Source organism: Shewanella sp. 1180_01 (assembly GCF_052850535.1).
On the sequence record NZ_VXCT01000009.1, the window covers coordinates 107,377 to 128,238 of the forward strand.

15 protein-coding genes and 2 pseudogenes are annotated in these 20,862 nt (G+C 44.4%); 8 read left to right on the plus strand and 9 right to left on the minus strand.

What is annotated here, in order from left to right:
- Positions 1 to 259: 259 nt before the first annotated feature.
- The 4 genes and pseudogenes from FW758_RS07680 to FW758_RS07695 all read left to right on the plus strand — a co-directional run bounded on the left by FW758_RS07680 (position 260) and on the right by FW758_RS07695 (position 7,963).
- Complete coding sequence (locus FW758_RS07680; RefSeq protein ID WP_446445073.1) at positions 260 to 2,557, plus strand: hypothetical protein; 2,298 nt, start codon at positions 260 to 262, stop codon at positions 2,555 to 2,557.
- Positions 2,558 to 2,569: 12 nt separating this feature from the next.
- On the plus strand, positions 2,570 to 4,285 hold the full coding sequence (locus FW758_RS07685) for a toxin-antitoxin system YwqK family antitoxin (protein ID WP_432340912.1): 1,716 nt from the start codon (positions 2,570 to 2,572) through the stop codon (positions 4,283 to 4,285).
- 127 nt (positions 4,286 to 4,412) lie between these two features.
- Entirely contained in the window at positions 4,413 to 6,725 is a 2,313-nt protein-coding gene (locus FW758_RS07690) for a toxin-antitoxin system YwqK family antitoxin (RefSeq protein ID WP_446445074.1), read from the plus strand.
- Positions 6,726 to 6,865: 140 nt separating this feature from the next.
- A pseudogene (locus tag FW758_RS07695) lies at positions 6,866 to 7,963 on the plus strand (calcium:proton antiporter).
- Between the two features lie 29 nt (positions 7,964 to 7,992).
- Here FW758_RS07695 and FW758_RS07700 read toward each other — a convergent pair.
- The 5 genes from FW758_RS07700 to FW758_RS07720 all read right to left on the minus strand — a co-directional run bounded on the left by FW758_RS07700 (position 7,993) and on the right by FW758_RS07720 (position 12,988).
- Complete coding sequence (locus FW758_RS07700; RefSeq protein WP_446445075.1) at positions 7,993 to 9,609, minus strand: rhomboid family intramembrane serine protease; 1,617 nt, start codon at positions 9,607 to 9,609, stop codon at positions 7,993 to 7,995.
- 191 nt (positions 9,610 to 9,800) lie between these two features.
- Complete coding sequence (gene pbpG, locus FW758_RS07705) at positions 9,801 to 10,766, minus strand: D-alanyl-D-alanine endopeptidase (protein ID WP_446445076.1); 966 nt, start codon at positions 10,764 to 10,766, stop codon at positions 9,801 to 9,803.
- A 395-nt stretch (positions 10,767 to 11,161) separates the two neighbouring features.
- A complete protein-coding gene (locus FW758_RS07710) occupies positions 11,162 to 11,653 on the minus strand; it encodes a GNAT family N-acetyltransferase (protein ID WP_446445077.1) in 492 nt (163 codons plus the stop codon).
- 178 nt (positions 11,654 to 11,831) lie between these two features.
- Positions 11,832 to 12,551, minus strand: a complete 720-nt coding sequence (locus FW758_RS07715; protein WP_006082861.1) for an LrgB family protein — start codon at positions 12,549 to 12,551, stop codon at positions 11,832 to 11,834.
- Positions 12,552 to 12,553: 2 nt separating this feature from the next.
- Positions 12,554 to 12,988: a CidA/LrgA family protein gene (locus FW758_RS07720; protein ID WP_446445078.1), complete on the minus strand. Its 435-nt coding sequence runs from the start codon at positions 12,986 to 12,988 to the stop codon at positions 12,554 to 12,556.
- 122 nt (positions 12,989 to 13,110) lie between these two features.
- On the opposite strand from FW758_RS07720, the gene FW758_RS07725 reads away from it, so the two are divergent.
- On the plus strand, positions 13,111 to 14,001 hold the full coding sequence (locus tag FW758_RS07725) for a LysR family transcriptional regulator (protein ID WP_063883785.1): 891 nt from the start codon (positions 13,111 to 13,113) through the stop codon (positions 13,999 to 14,001).
- A gap of 7 nt (positions 14,002 to 14,008) precedes the next feature.
- Here the strand turns inward: FW758_RS07725 and FW758_RS07730 are convergent, their stop codons facing one another.
- Positions 14,009 to 14,890, minus strand: coding sequence for a hypothetical protein (locus FW758_RS07730; protein WP_446445079.1), 882 nt, complete (start codon positions 14,888 to 14,890; stop codon positions 14,009 to 14,011).
- A gap of 370 nt (positions 14,891 to 15,260) precedes the next feature.
- Between FW758_RS07730 and FW758_RS07735 the strand changes: the two genes are divergently transcribed.
- Genes FW758_RS07735 through FW758_RS07745 form a run of 3 tightly spaced genes read left to right on the plus strand, consistent with a single transcriptional unit; the run spans position 15,261 to position 17,401 of the window.
- Positions 15,261 to 15,995, plus strand: coding sequence for a basic amino acid ABC transporter substrate-binding protein (locus FW758_RS07735; RefSeq protein ID WP_006085902.1), 735 nt, complete (start codon positions 15,261 to 15,263; stop codon positions 15,993 to 15,995).
- A gap of 7 nt (positions 15,996 to 16,002) precedes the next feature.
- Positions 16,003 to 16,683, plus strand: coding sequence for an amino acid ABC transporter permease (locus FW758_RS07740; protein WP_006085903.1), 681 nt, complete (start codon positions 16,003 to 16,005; stop codon positions 16,681 to 16,683).
- Positions 16,676 to 17,401, plus strand: a complete 726-nt coding sequence (locus FW758_RS07745; protein ID WP_311990568.1) for an amino acid ABC transporter ATP-binding protein — start codon at positions 16,676 to 16,678, stop codon at positions 17,399 to 17,401. The genes FW758_RS07740 and FW758_RS07745 overlap by 8 nt, the downstream gene beginning before the upstream one ends.
- 551 nt (positions 17,402 to 17,952) lie before the next feature.
- Here FW758_RS07745 and FW758_RS07750 read toward each other — a convergent pair.
- From FW758_RS07750 to FW758_RS07760, 3 genes and pseudogenes are all read right to left on the minus strand, one after another.
- On the minus strand, positions 17,953 to 18,711 hold the full coding sequence (locus FW758_RS07750) for a hypothetical protein (protein ID WP_446445080.1): 759 nt from the start codon (positions 18,709 to 18,711) through the stop codon (positions 17,953 to 17,955).
- A gap of 226 nt (positions 18,712 to 18,937) precedes the next feature.
- A complete protein-coding gene (locus tag FW758_RS07755; protein ID WP_259520713.1) occupies positions 18,938 to 20,077 on the minus strand; it encodes a hypothetical protein in 1,140 nt (379 codons plus the stop codon).
- Between the two features lie 237 nt (positions 20,078 to 20,314).
- A pseudogene (locus tag FW758_RS07760) lies at positions 20,315 to 20,792 on the minus strand (transposase); the annotation flags it as partial.
- Between the last annotated feature and the right edge of the window lie 70 nt (positions 20,793 to 20,862).

Here is a 20,862-nt window from a genome sequence, read left to right on the forward strand (position 1 = left end):
TCAAGCACGCCTTGGTTTGGGTTTTGTTTTATTCCCCGCTTAATTTTCCGCTTAAGCTCGTCTTTACTGCCGCAAGACTGACCTAAACCTCGTCGCAAACAAATAAGTACGGACAGTCTCTTTACCTTGCTTGCTCGCCTTTTAAGCTCACATTTTGATGACGTCGTTTTATTGCCTCAGATAGTTTTTGTGTATAATGTCGCCAAACCAAGATTAATATATTTACATTTCAATAACATGCGTAGCCAAGGGAGCACAAATGGCCACAGGGAAATACAAGGCAGTTCACGCCGCAATCGCACTGATAGTGGCAAGTATCACACTCTTGTTAACCGCCTGCGATGACTCAACGACGTCCTCAGAATCGGTTACGGCGAATATACCCACAGATCGCGAGTATCAGATTATTTCTACCATAAGCCTCAACGATGGTTTCGAAACTCGCAAAGTACTGCAGGCACGATTACTGCTGGATTACCAATTACAAGACGCAGAGGGTAAGGCGGCCAGCTTAACAGCACCGTTAACCAACAACGCCCGTTTTTTTATCCAACCTAACCTGCTGCAAATTAGCGATTATGGCATGCCGATCCCGGTGAGTAATATCGACCCTAAAGGTAAGTCCAATGAAATCGTTCAGTTGGTTAAAGATGGCTTTAATGTGGAATTTAACAATGGTGAAGTCCGCCAACTGACCCCCATTGCCAAGATGGATCAAAAAGATATCAAGGAGTTATTTGAGCGCTGGCAAAATCTTAATAACTTGTTTAAACAAGCCCCAACCTTGCCTGTGGCGCTTGAGCCTAGCGTAGGTTATAGCATCAACGCCCCCATAGATGCGCGCTTAACTTGGACGGTTGAACAGGTCAGTGAAGATAAGTTGATCGCCGTATTACAAGGGGAGAAAGACAAGTATAAGGCCTATGGCAAGTTCGAAGTTAACCGCAAAACCGGTTGGTTAGAGAGCATGGCGTTTTTTCAACGGGAAGAGCGCCAAGAGCGTACCTTCACCCACCGTACCGTTATGACACCTAAGGATCGCCCTTACATCATGAGTATGCTTTGGCATGCCGATGATAGCTTTGATGCTGAACGCGATATGGATGATCGACAAAAGGAGCTGTACCGTATTAGCGATATACCGCAGGAATATCGCCCCAATAATGAGGCATTTATTCAATCCTTATTACCTGATCAACAAGGTATTTTAGATAATCTTGACCCTTGGGGCACTGATACCCCTGAAGATCTGCAATTGCGCTTTGTCCACAATATGAGTCCGCAATATGTGGAAGCCGATGTGCGTTATGAGGACTTAACCGCCTATGATGCAAACGGCAAAGCGATTGACATTCACTTCTGGCAGCATGGCAAAGGTTGGGCGAGGAATTACCATCCCTCGATTGAGTCTTCAACCGATATTATTGCTACGGGTTGGGATAACACCGCGAATAAACTCAAACAGATAGACCATATTACTGCCAAGCTAACGCTTATCCCACAGACGAATAAGATAGTCGAAAAGTCGTGGGATGAACTGCTGGCAACACCTTACACGGTTGGCGATGCCAGCCTAACAATCCAAGTGCTCGATGCCGAGGCGAAACTCTTTAAAGTCGTGTCAAAGCAGAGTGAGGATCAGAGTATTAATCTGCCTTTCCAACAATTTAAAGGCATGATGGCTGAGGCCCGTCGCGAAGGTAATTATCCCTCTTGGCTAACGGCGACAGAAAAGGAACTGCTAGAGCAATTGATTGGAGCCGATGAGAGCCATCACCTCACCAGCAACGCACTGTTACTCAAGCTGGATGAAATTCCTAAAACCCTGATGTTAATTGAGCAACAACCCCAGCCGGAGTTGACTCAAACCAAAACGATCCGCTTTGTACAATTTAGCGACTACAACAAAAATCTGGCTAATCCTCCCACCGAGTTTGGTAACGCTGGCCTAGGTAGCTTTATCAATCCAGCGCTAGATGCTGCAAAAAATGAGTTCAGTACGATCCAAGGGATAAAACCTGTAACTGACAATGGTCATAATCTGTATATTCCCATGTCAGCTGCCTTGGCAACCGCCTGCAAACCTGAAATAGATCAAGGCTTTAATGAGGGTAAAAATCCTGTCACTTGGCAGTTCGATCCCAACGCGCCAAACGGGGCAGCCTATAGTTTGATGACCCCAGACCGCGTGCGGCAGTTTTTCTACGATAAACAGATCAAGGGCAAGATCCATTGCCAAGGTGATATTCACTGGCAGCCTTTAGAACTGGCTGTAACCGACCGCCCTTGGTTAATCGATTTAGAGTCTTGGCTGACGCAAACCGGATATGGCAATGAGCCAAGTAGCGATCTTAAAAATTACTTTAAGGTCGAAGATGCCCAAGGCAATCTGTTAACCATTCGACTCCCCGAAAATACTGAGCAGCGGATAAACGAGGTGCTGGTCGATGGTCGCTATTTGAGTATTGCAGGCCCCGCCGCCAAGGTGAGTTATATGACGATCGCCAAAGAGCCCGTCGATATCCCCTATGAATTCACCTTTAAACCTTTGCCATAAAAAGGAGCGGTTATGCGTATATTTACAGTAAAACGGCTCCTTGGAGCACTGTTATTTATTAGCACCCAAGTGAGTGCTGATTTCATTTTGCTGGATGAAAGCTGGGAACCAGTAAAAAATAAAAAAGCAGCCAGTTTTTATTTAAAACAACCCGTTGAAGTCAAAGACGGCCAGTTTAAAGTTGAGCTCTATTATCTCAATACCGAGGTCATGCACTTTAGCGGCATGGCAACGGGCCACAATTTCACCGACGGACAACTACATGGTCCCTATCAGTTCCGTTTTAGCAGTGGCAAGCTACAGGAAGAAGGCCATTTTGATAAACAAGGCCAACGCCAAGGGCTAGTCAAAATCTACAAAGAAGATGGCTCGCTCGATTGTGACTGTCAATTCGTTAACAATCAACGCGAAGGTGAGCAAATTTTCTACCATATCAACGGTCAAATCAGCATGAAGACCACCATTAAAAATGGCAAAAAGGTCGGCATGAGCGAACACTTTGATAGGGATGGAAATCTTAGGGACAAGGTCTGCAACAGTGGTACTTGTGTTACCCAGTACTTTGACAATGGCAACTTACACCTCGAAATCCCCATGGTAGATGGGCTCAAACATGGCAACGAAACGAGTTGGGGCTTTGGTAAACTGCTTTCGACCCAAGCTTATGTTAAAGATAAAAAACAGGGGGATTATTTTGAATACTTCCCGGATGGCAAGGTCGAGCGCCACTATCAATATCAAGCTGATTATAAGGTCGGTGAACAACTGACTTACTATGAAAATGGACAGATCAAATTAAAGGAAGTGACCAACGATAAGGGGGATGTCCTCCAAGCCATCGAATACGATGACCAAGGGCAAATTAAAAAAACCACAGACAGCAAATACCAAGGTAATAGCTGGGTTTATCGTAAACAGCAGCGCTATCGCGATGGCCAATTGATTGAGACTCAAGAAGAAGACAAACTCAAAAACTGGTCACTCTCCGAAACCTTCAAAAAAGGCTTGTTAATCGAGCGCCAGGAGCGACTCAATAAGCAATTGAATGGTTTACAGATCAAGTCCTTTGACTACAACGATGTCATCACCCTCTCCCGCGAATATTATGAGGCGGGTAAGCGTGAAGGCGCCTATGAAACGGTAAAAATTGAGCCTGCCACAGGGAAAACTCAGCTAGTAGAGCAAGGTCAATATGCCAAGGATAAACAAGCAGGCACTTGGAAGAAATTTCAAGACGACGCCACCCTCACCTATAGCCACGATGATAATGGTGAGCTCCACGGTGAATACCATAACGAGACCAACTCAGGCCAGTTGCTTGAGTCAATTCACTTTAAACATGGCAAGCCCGATGGATTAGTACAACGTTACGCCAATAATGGCCAAGTGTATGAAAAAGGCGTATACCGCAATGGTCAACAGGATGGCGATTGGATATTTACCGATGGTGAGTACGGTTTCCGCCCAATACCCAACCCTGAAAGACGCTATTGGTATGGTCGCTTCGACCAAGGTAAACGAGTCGGCCATTGGGAATTACGCTCATCAGAAGACTATGTGCTCCAAATCGCCAATTATGACGAACTAGGCAGGCTTGATGGTAAACAATACGAGTTTGAGGATCATGGCTGGATACGGGTGATTAATAGCTACCATCATGGCCAGTTTTTAAATCAGGAAATGCCACCACCTGTGGTCACTTCTGATGATGTTTTCCCTCGGTTTTAGCTTAAGCCTAGACGCTGTGCACTGCATGTAAGTGCACAGCGCAATAGATAAACCAAGCAGTTTAAAATTAGGATTCTTACATAGGCCGCACATATCTTGGCCTTAAGACCCAGAACAAGGAATCAGCATGTTCAATACCCCATTTCGCGTGATTAGCCTCGCCATTGCAGGGGCTAGTATAGTGAGTCTCCATGCGCAGGCCGCGCAAAACCTCTCCTCTATGATGGTCGAAATTCGTCAGCAAGACGTTATCCCTAGCTACTATAACCTCGCCACTGGCATGCCCTTAAATGGCGATATCGCCATAGTCCGCGATAACCAAGGATATACCTTAGGGCAATTTTCCCAGGGGATACCGAATGGTAAATGGCAAGTATTTCATACCAATAACAGCAAGCTTATCGAAGGAAACTACCTGCAAGGTTATCAAGATGGCACTTGGCGACTGTTCGATTTAAGCGGTGCAGTCACAGAGGAGCAGCAATTTACCAAAGGCGTGCCCACGGACGAATGGAAGGAATACAACAGCAGCGGCCAGCTTACCCAAACAACGCGCTATAAAGACGGTAAAAAAGAGCAAGTAAAACGCTTCTATGCCAGTGGTAAACTGCAAGCCCAAGAAAGCTACCTCGACAACCTGCGCCACGGTAAATGGGAAAGTTTCTATGAAAACGGCACCTTATCCCAAAGCCAAAGCTATGCGAACAACCAACTCTCCGGCCCCTATTTAGAGCAAAATCCCGACGGGCAAGCCTCTGTGACTGGCCGCTTCGATGCCGAAGGTCGCCGCCAAGGATTGTGGGAAACCTTCTTCGACGACGGAACTAAATCGAGTGCCAGCCAGTTCAATCTTAATCAGCTCGATGGTGAAGAACGGACATTTTATCCCAATGGCGAACTCGCCAGCCTCTGCCAATATAAGGCAGGGCAACGCCAAGGCAAGTGTCAGCAATTTAACGATGCGGGTAAATTACAAGTTGAAGAACAGTATGTTAACGACGCTTTAGATGGGCAGCAGCAATATTTTAATGCCGAAGGAAACCTCACCAGCGATCTCAACTATAAGCAGAACCAACTTGCCGGTACGCAAAAGTATTTCTACGACAATGGCCAACTTAAGGAACTGCGCAGTTATCAAGACTCAAAGCTAGCTGAAAATGGCCAATATCCGCTTCATGGACCATCGGAGCGTTATGATGCCGAAGGTAATTTACTCGAAAAAAGCCACTACGACATGGGCATTCGAGATGGACTATTTGAGCGCTATAGCGCAGGCAAACTGCAATCTTCTGAGCAATGGCAACAGGGGCAGCGACACGGTGAATCACGCCGTTACCATAGCAATGGTCAACTGCGCAGCTTAGATGAATATGTCGAAGGTAAACTGACGGGTAAATCCGAGTCCTACTTTGAGGATGGCACTGTTAATGAGCGGGGCAAACGCATTAACGGTCAATGGGTTGGTCAATATGAATCCTTTTATGACAATGGCAAGCCTCGCGAACTCGCCCATTACGCCTCGGAGAAAAAGGACAATGCCAGCCGTTATCCGCTCGATGGCCATTTTGCTCGCTGGTATGCCAATGGCGACCCTAATGAAGAAGGCGAATATCAAAACGGCAACAAACAAGGCTTATGGATCCAGTACAGCGAAGGCCTAAAACAACGAGAGCAAACCTTCGCCGATGGCAAACTCAATGGTGATTATATTGAGTATTACCACGGGCGTCGCCGTGTTGCTGGGCAATATCTCGATAATCAAAAAACGGGTCTGTGGATTGACTACCGCTACGAAGAAAAAGACCCGACCTATGGCGCTATTCCAGAAGGGAATATCCAGCAAAAAAGCCATTGGCAGGAAAACAAGCGTCATGGAGTTAGGGAGTTTTACAGCTTTAAGCAAGTGGTTTACCGCTCCGAAACCTATGATAAAAATGATAAAACAGGCCCGTATGCCGAATATTATCCCAATAATGGCCAGCTAAAACTCAGCGGCACTATGGATAAAGGCAATCAAACTGGACTATGGGAAAGCTGGTTTGAGGATGGAATACAAGCGGCCAGCACTGAGTTTTTAGACGGGCAAAACCATGGTCAATCGAAGGAGTACTACAGTAATAGCCAACTCAAACTAGAGGCAACATATGCCAAAGGCTCGTTCGATGGTCAGGTTAAACAATATCACCAGAACGGTAAACCACAACTCGTTGAAACTTGGGTAAAAGGCCAAAAAGAAGGCGATGCCAGCTATTATCACAACAATGGCAAACTAGCCGAACAAGGGACATATCTGAGGGATCGCAAAGAAGGTCTATGGCAAAGCTTTTGGCCTAATGGCGAAAAACGCACCGAAGGCAGTTACATCAGCGACCGAGAATCAGGGGATTGGAATCACTATGATCAACTCGGCAAACTGATTAAAACCGAGCACCACGGCTAACGTAGAAATGGGGTTGGGGATTACAGCGATCTAGCTCAAATATTTATCCTTAACCCCAAATCTAAAAGAAGTTTCATGCAAAGTGTGCCATAACAAGTGTCTATACTAACGGCCTTTTTTTCGCTTTGGACAAACTGCCTATGAAGACATTTATGAAAGACGAGTTCGCTCTGCTACTGGGAATACTGACCTTAGTATTCTTTAAAACCGGTGGCGATAGCCTACTCGCCGATGGCACTGCGCTTTCGACCTATATTCCCGTATCGCTCGCCCTATTGGGCGTTGTCACTTGGGCCATCTTCTCAGTGGTGCGCCACTCTGATGCGCTAGCGATTAAGCTTGGCGATCCCTATGGCACCTTAATCTTAACCCTGTCAGTCATATCACTCGAAGTGGTGATGATCTCCTCCGTGATGCTGACAGGGGAACCTAACCCTGTGATGGCGCGCGACACTATGTTCGCCGTGGTCATGTTGATTATCAATGGCTTAGTGGGATTCACCTTATTACTTGGCGGCTGGCGTTACCACACCCAGCTTTTTAATTTAGATGGCGTAAAATCCTATTTGGTCGTCATTATCCCCCTCGCCTTACTCTGTTTAGTACTGCCCAATTTTACCGAAGGCGGCACTATTGGCAGCATGTCTAAAGCCATGTCTTGGATGCTGATCATTATTTCGATTCTGCTCTATGGCGTATTTTTAGTCGTACAAACCAAGAGCCACAGTCATTTCTTTGTCGATGCAGACCATGAAGATCACGAGGAACACCACGGCATATTACGCAGTAATGCCTATCATACTGTGCTATTGATTGGTTACTTGCTGGTGGTGATCTTATTGGCAAAAACCTTAGCCATGCCAATCAATTACAGTGTCGCTACCTTAGGCGCACCGCAGGCATTAGGTGGCTTTATCGTGGCCTGTTTGATCTTGTCACCCGAAGCGGTGGGCGGATTTAAGGCGGCATTAAACAATCAATTACAGCGGGCGATGAATCTGTATTTCGGCTCAGTACTCGCCACAATTGCCCTTACCGTTCCCGCAGTATTAATTATTGGCGGCGTGATAGGTCAATAAGTGCATTTAGGCTTGTCACCCGCCGACATGGTGCTGTTAATCACCAGTTTAATGGTCTGCAAGGTCAGCTTCAGCAGCGGTCGCACCAATGCCCTGCACGGCGCGACGCATATAGTGCTGTTTATCGTTTACTTGTTCTTAATGTTTGAACACGCCTAAATCTTCTTAAATCCAAAGCCGAGCGCGGCTTATTTGCGTCTCGGCTTACGTTTTTTAGCTGGACTATGGCCCTCAATCTTCCGAGCTCTCTGAGCACCTCGAGCACCTCGAGCAAAGTCCAGCGAAAGGTAACCCAACCCTAACCCACTCAGCAATCCGCCAACATGGGCAGCATTGTCCACTCCACCCAATAATCCTGCGACAAGACTTATGGTCACAAAAAATGCCAAGTTAATACTCAGTACCCAGTTGATATCCTCAGGGAAAATCTTTTTCCAAACCCAAATCACGAGTATACCTAATAGCCCCATAATGGCGCCCGATGCACCGACACTCACAGTGGCATCATACCAACAGATACTGGCGATACTGGCTAATATCCCAGTGATCAAATACGCCAAAAATAGTCGCCACTTACCGAGTACAGGTTCAAGAAAGCTGCCGACAAAAAACAAGCCGTAAAGATTCAGCGCTAAGTGGGCTAAACCGCCATGGATAAAGGTACTCGTGATTAAGCGCCACCACTCACCTGCAAGCACTTTAGGTCGAAAGTTAGCCCCCCATTCGAGCATGAAACTACCCTGTAAATTAATAAAATGTTGGCTTGACCATGCCATAAGGATAAACACTAAAACATTGAGATACATCAGAATAGGAGTTGCAATAAAACCCGGCTTGGGCCGTATCATTTCAAAAAAATCGTTAAGCTCGGCGATTGTGCCCGCATGGTTCAAACGCTTTGTAACTGTTTCAGCTTTAAGCGCTTCTTCATCCAGTTTCACCCGTAGCAAGAGCACAAACCAGACTAAAGCACCTGCAACAAACCAAACCAGCATCCAAGCGAGTTTATTGCCATTACGGGCTTCAAATGGCTCAAACTTCGGCATAAAAATCGTTGGGTATTCAGCTTGATAAAGCGGACTTTTTTCCGCTGCACTAAGTAAGTCTCTCTGGAGAGATGAAGGGGCTAATCGTTCAAGGTAAACAAACGTTTGCGGGTCAAACTTATCAAACTCACGTTGAGATTGAGTCAAAAACGCCTTGTATGCTTGTTCTTTTTCATCGGGTTCGAGTCTATTACTGATCTCCTGCTGATAAATTTTGCCATACCAGGCTAAGACAGAAGTTCGGCGACGATCGGCGCCACTCGCAAAAATCGGCATCGCAATATAGAGCGTCATATTCAAGTGACTGTTACTTTTTCCTGTAACCTCAATATTTCGCTGCACACCAATTTGCGTCTTATCAATATAAGCTTGCTGTAACTGGTAATACTGTGTCTTTTTATGCAGATACAATTCTTGGATCGATGCTAATTGGGTTAACTGACCCGTTGCTGTTTTAAGATATTCCTGCGCAATAATGCAAGGCACAGCCACGAGCTGTACGGCGAAAAGTAGATAGAAAAAGCGCGAATTATCCTTAACAAACTTCAGCAGTTTTAGCCTTGGCCTCAGAAAAATAACCAACAAGAGCCATGACAGTATCAGCGGTAATCCCAAATTGACCAGATCTTCATCTAAGCTAAAAAACTCAAATTTAATCAACAACAGCCAATGGATTAAGCTGTAGCCAGAGATAAATAACAGGCTCATGAATAAGAAGGGAAAATAAATCAGTTGAAGTTTTTTTAGCAGAACAGCCACGCGTATTTCTTCCTTGAGTACATCAATCACTATGGTAATAATACCACGGGGAATTTACCAAAATCATCAAGGACTTACAGTATTAAAAAAACCAAAGGCCAGATGGATTGCTCATCTGGCCTTTGGTTTTTTAGTCTTTATAAAGCCGTTAAGGCAAGAGATATGCTCCTGAACGACTTCTAGGTCAAAGCCTAGGTCTCACTCAACTTAGCTAATTGCTGCTGGCTACGCTGTTTCTTATATTGCTTAGCTTCGGCAGGGATCGGGGTGACTTTGCCTGTTTCTAACCAGTTACGTAAACGGTTTGCATCGGCGATATGGGTATATTTACCGTAGGCATCGAGTACCACAAAGGCCACTTGGCGTTTTGCCATTTCGGTGCGCATCACTAAGCAATGCCCAGCTTCGTTAGTAAAACCAGTTTTGGTGAGATGGATATTCCAGTTATCTTTATAAACCAAACGGTTAGTGTTACGAAAATCTAAGCTGTATTTAGGTTTAGCAAAGGTGACCGTCTTTTTCTCGGTCGAACTCAATTGGCCTAGCATAGGATAACCTTCACTGGCCTTAAGCAGCACAATCAGGTCGCTGGCACTGGAGACGTTTTTGTACGACAAACCCGTCGGCTCAACATAACGGGTATTCTTCATGCCCAGTGCTTTAGCTTTGGCATTCATCGCCTTAATAAAGGCTTTATGCCCACCGGGATAATGGTGGGCAAGGCTGGCTGCTGCGCGGTTCTCTGATGACATTAAAGTCAGCAATAACATGTCTTTACGGCTAATTTCACTGCCGATACGCACTCTAGAATATACGCCGCGCATTTCTTTGGTGTCGTTAATATTAACCGCTAACTTTTCGTCCATTGCCAGCTTTGCATCTAAGGTCACCATGGCCGTCATCAGCTTAGTCACTGAGGCAATGGGCACCACGGCATTAGGGTTACTCGAATATAGAACTTCATTGGTTTTAAGGTCGACCACCATAGCGCTACTCGATGCCACTTCTTGCTGTTTTGCAGGCGCTTTTTTAGCGGTTGCATTTTTGTTGGCATGTTTAGTAGTGACAGAGGCCGAATCGGCTGAATGCGCTGTCGCGGCAACAGTGAGACTGCTGCATACAAGAATAAAACTACTGAGCAGAAAACGGATCTTCATTTAGATTTCACTGAATAGATAAGGGATCGATTGTGCTATGGCACAAGGTTTGGCTAAGTATAGGAGTTCTACCGTGAAAGAAATAGAATGCAATTAGACTTTTATCTGCAAGATCAGCAGTTTCTCCTCAATTTTTATTATGTAAAACCAGCTTAACCTGTCACTAATCTTGAATAATCAAGCGGCTAGATCCAGCCTTTTGACTTACTACAGCGACTACGTCTTTAAAAGAGGGTTTTGGCAGTAGAATCATTGGCTATAAAAATAATGGACGACTTTTTGCACTTTTAACAAAAGCGGCTGCAGTTCAGGGATTTTAAGGATTGGAAGACGTGATTTATGGCGTATAAACGCATTAACATACGCCATAAATGCCGCGATTGTGCCGTTATAAGCTAACGTAAAACAAATTCGAGCAATGCTTCAGTATCTTGGCTCTCTTGAATTAATTGACCCGTCAGCACAAACCCGTGTTTTAAGAGGACTCGCTGGGAGGCCAGATTATGCTTAGCGACTTCGGCAAAGAGTGGCCTCGCACTCACTAAAGGCAAGAATTGCGCTAAGGTTTGGGTCGCGATGCCTTTGCCCCAGTAGTCACGGTCAATCCAATATCCTATCAACGCTTGCCCGTCACAGTGCCAATGACCTATGTTGCCCACAAACTTGCCATCAAAATCGATAGCCCTCGCTAGCACATTGACTTGCCCAAGAATATTCCCATGCCAATGCTTAAAAAAAGCTTCCCGATCCCTTGGCGGAAACTGAGCAAGCTGATTAGCAATAGGATCGCTTTGATGGGTAAAAATGGCCTCAAGATCAGTTTCATCAACCGGACGTAAACTCACGCTTCGTTGTGTTTTTAGCGGTTTATCTCGCTCATTAGACATCTGGAATCACCCTGAATTCTTTGTATTTCAACTGGGTACAGCATGCCATATTTAGGACGGGTCACAAGCAAAAAAAAGGGCGCATAACTGAGAAGGTGTTAGCGCCCGAAGAGGCAAATTTGCCAAAATTGAGGTGTGTAAATTCAAGCCATAAAACTCACACGATAGCATTCAAAGCCTAGATAAAGATCAAGGCAAACACGGGGGCGCCTAACACCATAGCGATACCAATAAAAATCATCGTTAAACTGGCGATAACGCCTTCTTGCTGGCCGATTTCAGTGGCTTTTGCCGCGCCAGCACCGTGGGCAGAGGCGCCGAGTGCCACACCTTTACCTAACGAAGTACGAATCCGCATAAATTTGAATAGTGGCTCGCACACCAACATACCAATCACGCCTGTGATTAACACCATCATGGCCGTCAACTCAGGTACGCCACCAAAGGCACTGGTGGCCTCCATCGCAAAGGGCGTCGACACCGAACGCACCAGCAAACTCTTAGATAACTCCACCGGCAGAGGCACAAACTTCACCAGCAGCCATGAAGAAATCATCCCCAGAAATAATCCGGCCGTTACACCTAACCCTATCGTCAGCGGATATTGGCGGATCAAGTTACGCTCACGATAAATCGGCAAAGCAAAGGCGATAGTCGCGGGCGCTAACATGGCCATCAACCAATGGGTGTATTCAAAATAGGTTGGCAATGGGATCTTAAGATTAAACACCAATAAGGTAATCACTATCGGCGCTAACACTATGGGCGCTAACCACCAGACTCTGTGGTACTTATAGAGACGCTTAGCGCCGAAGTAACAAAATACCGTCAGTAATAAACTAAATAGGGCTAATCCGGTCTGCGACAACACAAAATCCACCACTCTTGAGTCAGTCATAACTAAGCTGCCTTAGCGTGGCGACGGGCCTGCTTTTTGATGTTCAGTTGGCGCTCAAAACGAAACACTCTATCGACCACAAAGCCAGTGCCAAACATCACGCACACACTGCCCATCACTAAGGTGAACAATATATTGGTACCGTATTGCTCAAATAAACCTTCGTACTTAATGACCGAAATCACTGGCGGGATGAAAAACAGTAATAACTCACCAATCAACCAAGCGGCGCCCAGTTGCACGGCATTTTCAGGAATGAGTTTAAAACCTAATAAAAATAAGAGTATGCCTAAGCCAATCGCACTCCCAGGAATAGGAGAATGTGTCCAAGTGGCGAACCAGTGACAAGCGAAGGACAGTAAACAGAAGAGGCCGATTTGGGTTAATAACAAAGCCCAATGTCGACACTGACGTATTGCGGCTTGTGGGAATGACATGATTTTCTCGGTTAAAACAAAGTTTTCTATGGGGCTATTCTAGGCTTGCTTATTTGATAAAAAAAATGAATATTAAGAATGTAATACATGAATTTTAAGAATGCATTTAAAGGTGAAGCCCAATGGACCTCAAAGTTATTCGCTATTTTATCGAAATCGTCGATGCCGGAGGCTTTGGTAAAGCCAGCGATAAAGTCCATCTCACCCAACCTGCGTTATCAAAAGCCGTACGTCAGTTAGAACAAGAACTCGATCTCACCCTGCTTGAGCGCGGTAAACGCGGCACCCAAGTCAAACTCACTCCCGCAGGCGAAGTCGTTTATCGTCACGGTAAAGACCTGCTCGCAGGGCGGCAACGCATGCTCGCCGAACTCACGGCGCAGCGCAGCTTAACCGCAGGCGAACTCAATCTGGGATTAGCGCCGCTGGGCAGCGCCGAGATTTTTGCCCCCATTATTGCCAAGTATCGCCAGCAATATCCGCAAATTGATATGCACTTACTCGTCCGTGGCGGTGTAGAACAAACTTCGGCGATCCAAAAGGGTGAGATTGAACTGGCCACAGGGATTATCGATTTTGATGACGGCTATGATGGGATTCGGGTGTTTAACGATCCTATGGTAGTGGTGCTTCCCAAGGAAAATCCGTTATCCACCCGACAGATATTGTCGTTTAGCGATCTCAGCGCCGATCCTCAAGTGATGTTCGAAACTGAATACACCCTCTATCAATTAGTGCTCAATGCCTGCCGACACGCCGGATTTGTTCCTAAAAACATTACCCGCGTCAGCCAAGCCGATTTCGGGATTGCCTTAGTCGCCGCGGGCACAGGGGTGATGGTATTGCCGCGCTCCATCGCGCGGCGCTACAGCGTGCCCGGCGTCGTGAATATCCCGCTGGCGAGTGACGAGCTGCGCTGGGAGTTATCGCTCTTTTGGCGCAAGGACCAAGTATTATCCTTCGCAGCTCAAGCCATGATCGCTTTAGTCGAGAAGCACTTAACTCATAAGTGACACTATGTTACCAAGGGATCACTAAGCTCAAACGCACTAGCGTATCGCTATCCCATGGCAGAATAGGCAAATACTCAGCCGAGTTAATATCGACTTTGGCATAGTGGTCTAAATTGTATTGCGTGTGCTCGGCGCTCAACACGAGCATGCTGTTAGGCCGCCAAAAATCGGTTTGGTAACTCAGCTCAAAGCGATATTGATTCTCTAACCATTTGCCCTCGTCTTGCCACGTCTGAGCGGCCACTTGCATATGTAGCTTAGGCGTCACATTAGCCCCTACACTTCCCATAAAGGTATAAGCAAACGTACCGTTGCCAAAATCGCCACGATCGTAACCTCGGGTTCTAGGCACATCGTCATCGATTTCGAGATAGTAATAACCCGCACCCGCCTTGAACTGGGCCTGTAATTCTTGTCCGTCAAAGTTAGCCGTCAGCCCAGGAAATACCTTAGCTTGTTTCTCCACCGAGCTAACGGTATTACGCTTTCCCTGTAAATCGAACTGCCAACCGAATGAAAACGCGGGATTAACACGATAAAGTTCACCGCTCGCGGCATAGGCAGACTTAAACCACACAGGTATGTGGTCAGGGTCGAGTTTATCGACATCTACGTCTATATAGGCATCCAGCGCCGCCGTCAGCAAAATATCGCTTTGGGTTTTATGTTCTAACAATAGACTCGCATTTACCCCTAAGGTGTGAGAATCCTCGACCACAAAATCATGGCTGCCTAAGCTGTAATGCCACTGAGTTTGCTCTTCGGCCTGCAGTGCACTCGATAAGCACAGGGCTAAGCACACTAATGATGAGTTGAGATAGTTCACTTTTGACTCCTGAAACATCGTTTCTAGCTTGATAATCAAATCAGCCAGAGGATTAAACTGCATAAAATAGGAATAACACCAACTAAGGTTGCCGTTAAAGAGCGGCTAAACTAGCCAATTTAATCAAAGAATAATAGGCGATAGTTCAAATTATGACACTCTCATTGAGAAGCCGCTAATAAACACCACAGAAGTATAGATAGCCAAAAACCTAACAGTAACAATAGTTATAGACCAAAGCACAATAATTCAACCCAGAAAAAACAACTTACACACAAATTTGTACAGGAAAGCAGCGGGCCTCAATCTTGCGACTGAAAACTGCAAAATAGAAATGAATTTTTAATCAAATTAAAAGCATAATTATTGACACTTAATGCTCATCTGCCTATAGTCGCCACACTGATAGTGAAATCGAACAAGAGAGTCTTAAATGAAAAAGTCCATGTTATTAGGCGGCCTGACCTTAACTGCCACCTTGTTGTTAGCTGGATGCGGAAAAAGCGATGACGTGTTAGTCGTTGGCACTAATGCCGCCTTCCCTCCTTTTGAATATGTTGGCGGCCAAAGTGGCGATGAAATCAAAGGATTTGATATCGATCTGGCCAAGCAAATCGCTAAAGATGCGGGCAAGACGCTCAAAGTCGAAAACATGAAGTTCGATTCACTGATCGTCGCGCTTAATTCAGGCAAGATTGATTTTATCGCCTCAGGCATGACGATAACCGCTGAACGTCAGGCCAACGTAAACTTCTCTGAGCCTTACTACGAAGCGACTCAAGTCGTACTAGTCAACAAAGATAACGATAGCATTCATACGCTTGAAGATATTAAAGGCAAACACTTTGCGGTGCAGTTAGGCACCACCGCTGACATCATGTCAAAGAAATACACCCAAAATATCACCGCCTTTAATACGGGTTTCGAAGCCATTATGGAGCTTAAAAATGCCAAGGTGGATTTAGTGTTATTCGACAGCGAACCTGCCGCTAACTATCTGGCTAAAAATCCTGAATTAAAGATGATTAAACTGGATTTTCCTGCTGAGTTTTATGGTTTCGCCGTGTCAAAAGAGCAGCCTGAACTGCTGGCGAGCATCAATAAAACACTGGCTAACATGAAAGCCGACGGCCAATATCAGACGCTCGTTTCTGCCCATATAAAGTGATATCAGCATGATAGACGCAATTAATACCTCGCTGTTTAGCCCGATTGGCGAAGATGGCATGATAGGCATACTGCTGATATTAAATGGTTTGAAAGTGACGTTAATCGTCACTTTCTTCGCCATGTTATTAGGCGCAGTGTTAGGCATTGGCACCACCTTTATGAAGATGTCGTCTAAGTGGTATATCCGCTTCCCCGCCAATCTTTATGTCGGTGTGATCCGTGGCACCCCAGTAGTTGTGCAATTAGTGATCCTTTACTTCATCGTGCTTTCAGCCTTAGATGTCGACAAGATCACTGCTGCCATCATCGCCTTTGGTCTCAATAGCGGCGCGTATATCTCTGAGATTATCCGCGCGGGGATTCAAGCCGTTGATAAAGGTCAAACCGAAGCGGCACGTTCACTTGGCTTGTCCCAAGCAATGACCATGAAATCGATTATTCTGCCCCAAGCGATTAAGAATATTCTGCCCGCACTTGGTAATGAATTTATCGTGCTCCTCAAGGAAACCGCCGTCATTGGCTTTATCGGTGGCGTCGACCTTATGCGCGCCGGTGAAATCATCCGTAGCCGCACCTTCGAGGACAGTGTGCCGTTATTTACCTGCGCACTCATCTACCTATTCCTGACCTACAGCTTCACATTTGTGCTGTCGAAATTTGAAAAGAGGTTGAAACAAAGTGATTAAAATAACCAACCTGCATAAAAACTTCGGCGATAACCAAGTGCTCAAGGGCATTAGCGAGCATATTCGTCAGGGTGAAGTGGTGAGTGTGATTGGCCCAAGCGGCAGCGGCAAGAGTACCTTTTTGCGTTGTATCAATCTGTTAGAGCAGCCAAGCCAAGGCGATATCGAGATTGAAGGCCAACTCATCACAGCGCCAAATGCCAGCGTAGATAAACTGCGGCAAAAAGTGGGCATGGTGTTTCAAAACTTTAACCTGTTCCCACATAAAACCGTCATTCAAAACATCACCTTAGCGCCCATTAGTCTAAAACTAATGACGCCCGCTCAGGCCGAAACGAAAGCCCTAGACCTATTGGCACAGGTTGGTTTAAGTGACAAAGCCAATGCCTATCCCGCCAGTTTATCGGGCGGCCAAAAGCAAAGGGTTGCCATTGCCCGTGCATTAGCAATGGAACCAGACTTGATGCTGTTCGATGAGCCGACATCGGCACTCGACCCAGAAATGGTCGGTGATGTACTAGATGTGATGAAAGACTTAGCGCTAAAGGGCATGACCATGGTGATTGTCACCCACGAAATGGGGTTCGCACGGGATGTATCCGATCGCGTGATCTTTATGGACGGCGGTTATGTGGTCGAATCTAGCCCACCCGATGAACTATTTAGCCACCCGAAAGAAGCCCGTACCCAAGCGTTTTTAAGCAAAGTATTGCGCTAGCTGAAGCGGATTCAGTTCAATCCATCATTGGAGGCAGCGGCGGATTGCCATCTTGCATAACTCTCTGGCTTGCCTTTTTAGTACTAGCGTAACCAGTAGATTTAAAAGAGATACGTAACCCACTTTTAGACAGAAGCACGTAAAAAAATAGAGGGTTAGTACGACTAAATGACTTGTTACTTGGTAACTTAAATGCTGGCTCCTACGGATGGGCGATCCATGGCATTCGCTCATCGACTCGGTGAATAGAAACCTAGGGTTTCTGAGCTTATGAACGAGAGCCATGGACGGCGAACTGGCAGTTAAACGGAGATGTTGTTCGAGTCCGTTCAGGGGGATGGTCGTCTCATAAATCACCCTAGCTCACCGTTTGGCTTTAGCATAACCTGTAGATTTAAAAGACACCGGACATACGAAACATACTTTGGGACATCTCCGAGTTAGATTTTTAGTTCGAGTTAGTGAGTTTCGGATTAAGATTTCTATGGGTAACGCCGTAATAAACGGCTGGAAATAGTTGGCTAAAATTGTAAGGCATGAACAATATCCAGCTATTTCATGTCAGATTTAATTGCCTTGTTAGCTGTTTCGATTCCATATAGTTTCAGCTCAGGTAACTCAACTGATTGTTTCAACGCATGATTTTCTACTTTATTAACTAATAACTGATAGCTAAGACGACTATTAACCATTCGGAACTCACTTTCCAATTTATAATAATCTCTTTCTTCGATATAAGGTCTCACAACGGTCAACCACCTTTCCATGTTATTAACAGCAGATATATTGGTTACGGATTTAACTAGCAAATCCGTATATATTATGGACATTAAAAACAATGGAGCAATAATGATACCAACAAAAAATCGTTGCTTATTTTTTATCAAATTAAATAGAAAACCTTCAACTTTATTATTTATAACTTTGCTTGGTGTTTCACGTAGATGCCTTAGTATACGCTTAAGTTTTATGTAAACGAATAGCGGACTCATGATTATGATAACAATAATAAAAATTGAAGGAACATACATTAATACATCGGATTGTTTTCCCACATTCGTAAAAAGACTATCAGAATATCCAGTATAAATTGATGACATAACCGTTACGAATATTTCTCCCACATAATATATAAGATCTTTTAAAAAAAGATCCCATAATCCAGAACCAATTGCTCCTATAAATACAACAGAAATGATGGAGTAAATCTTTCCAAATTTATTTATTTTTACATCGGTCAAACTACTTTCTCCATTCTCAATCTTCTCATTCAAATCGGATACTCCTTTAGGAACAGCTAACGCCCGCATCTAGCGAATCCCCAGATAAATTCGATGGGATTCAAATAAGTAGACACGCATGATACTGTTGAATATAATCAATTTCGCCAAAAAACTACTAGTTCCAACATCATGCGTGATATCGACATATTACACGATTTACTCATGCAAAAAAAAATCTGACCATCCAATTTAGATCAACAACATAATGCACTTTTGGTTTATCTACAACTTGTACGAGCTAAAATTGCTTAAATTAGAGTGCCACTACAAAACCACATTTAGCATCACTCAGAATTTTTGCTGCATGAAGATTATGATCTCCTTCAGAATAAACCTTACCTTGCTCAACAAATGTTAGCAATAAAGAACCATCACTCAACCTATGTGGCGATACTTTTGCAATGTTGCCAACGCTTCTATTTACGACTAACTCTTCATTCCCTAATTTTCCTGAAGATGAAACACATCTTCTCCATAACGTAAAAGAATCATGTTCTTTGCTATCAATGGATGAATAATATACATCTACATTACCATCTTTACGTTGAATAGGACTTGCATCATGAACCTCTTCAACTCGCGTTGTGATTGGAATTGACTTTCCCCAATCATCTCCATTATTTGTAGAAAGTCTAAAATGAGTTCTCATTCCAGATTTCCCTTGCTCATCTGAATCATCAGCTTTACTAGTAAATTGAGTTTGGAATGTATAAATAAGCTCGTTTGATGAAAACATTGCTAACGCAGGCATTGCTCCACCACTTCCTATTTCTACAGGCTTATCAAAATTAATTCCATCATTACTTAAGCTGAATAATAATTGACAACATCCTGAATAGGGCTTTGAACGGTAAACTAACGCAACTTTACCGTTGTTAAGTAAATACCATTTGGGTGCACTTCCTGCTGCAATGGCTGTAGGTAGGGAAAGTAATTGTCTATTGACTAGTTTGTTATTACTTCCCCACTGAGCTCTATAGAGTGATGCAGGTTTATGATAAGTTGTTTCAGACTCAACAAAATATAACCATTCAACATTATTTATTTTAATGCTACTAACACCTGTTCTAAAATTAACTTGTTTATTATTTTCAAACTCAAGAGTCATGGGCTTTGATGACAAGATAGAAGTTGGAGTCAATTTCAGCTTACTATACCTGAGCTCACCAGCTTTCATATCATAATTATAAAAGTGTTCGTAAATAAGAGTTAAAGATTCATTGGGTGTGATAATGGCACTCATAATTTGCATCCCTTCTGGATGCTCTACTCGATAAATATCATCATTAGTTAATGGTAAATTACTAGAGTAAGAATTAACTGACAATAAAATAGCTACTATATAAAGTACATTTTTTAAAATTTTTAATTGATACGTTTTATCGATACACATGCCGAATCCTTGACAAAAAATCTGGCCATCCATTTTAGATCAACAACATAATGCACTTTTGGTTTGTCTACAACTTGTACGAGCTAAAATTGCTTAAAGTAGAGTCATAAAAAGTTGAAGGGCTAAAGCTGAGGCATAAAAATGAGCTAACTCATTAAAAATTGGTGTATTTAAGACATGCTAACCCACCCAATAAAACAAATAAGCAGTGATTAGTTTGGTTAAGCAGGATTACAGTTAGTTGCTGTGAAAGTGCTGACAGCTTGCCGCAAAGTGCTGTCGTCGTTTTTCTAAATGTTCGCAGTAATCGGTCAGTTCTTGCAGCGTACCCACTGGCCATGAAATAGCTTGCCAAACTCAGTAGTGAGCTTGAGCCAATTGTCATAGGGGATATTTAATCTTGTCAGTAACTTGGCGCTATTTTCACTGATAGCACCTCGTTTGTCGCTTCGAATAATTCGGCCAGTATCTTCCACCAATTCGAGGTAGTCCGTTAAGGAAAACGCAATGCCATTGGGCTGGTTATCACATTCATTACCGATAAAAGGCAGTAGATTTTTGGGCTGCTCACCTTTTAATGCGGCCCGAATGCGCAGCTGGATACTGGTATAGTCGAATTGTTCTGGCGTATCAGCCAGCTGGACTCTGATGGGACTTCTTTTAATAAAGAGTAATCAGCATAGGCCATACAGGCTAAAAGCTTTGCCTTAATCAACCTAAGCCCTATATCTAAAGCCAGATCATAACTTAGCACTAAGCTCATCCATTGACCTTTGCTGTCAATA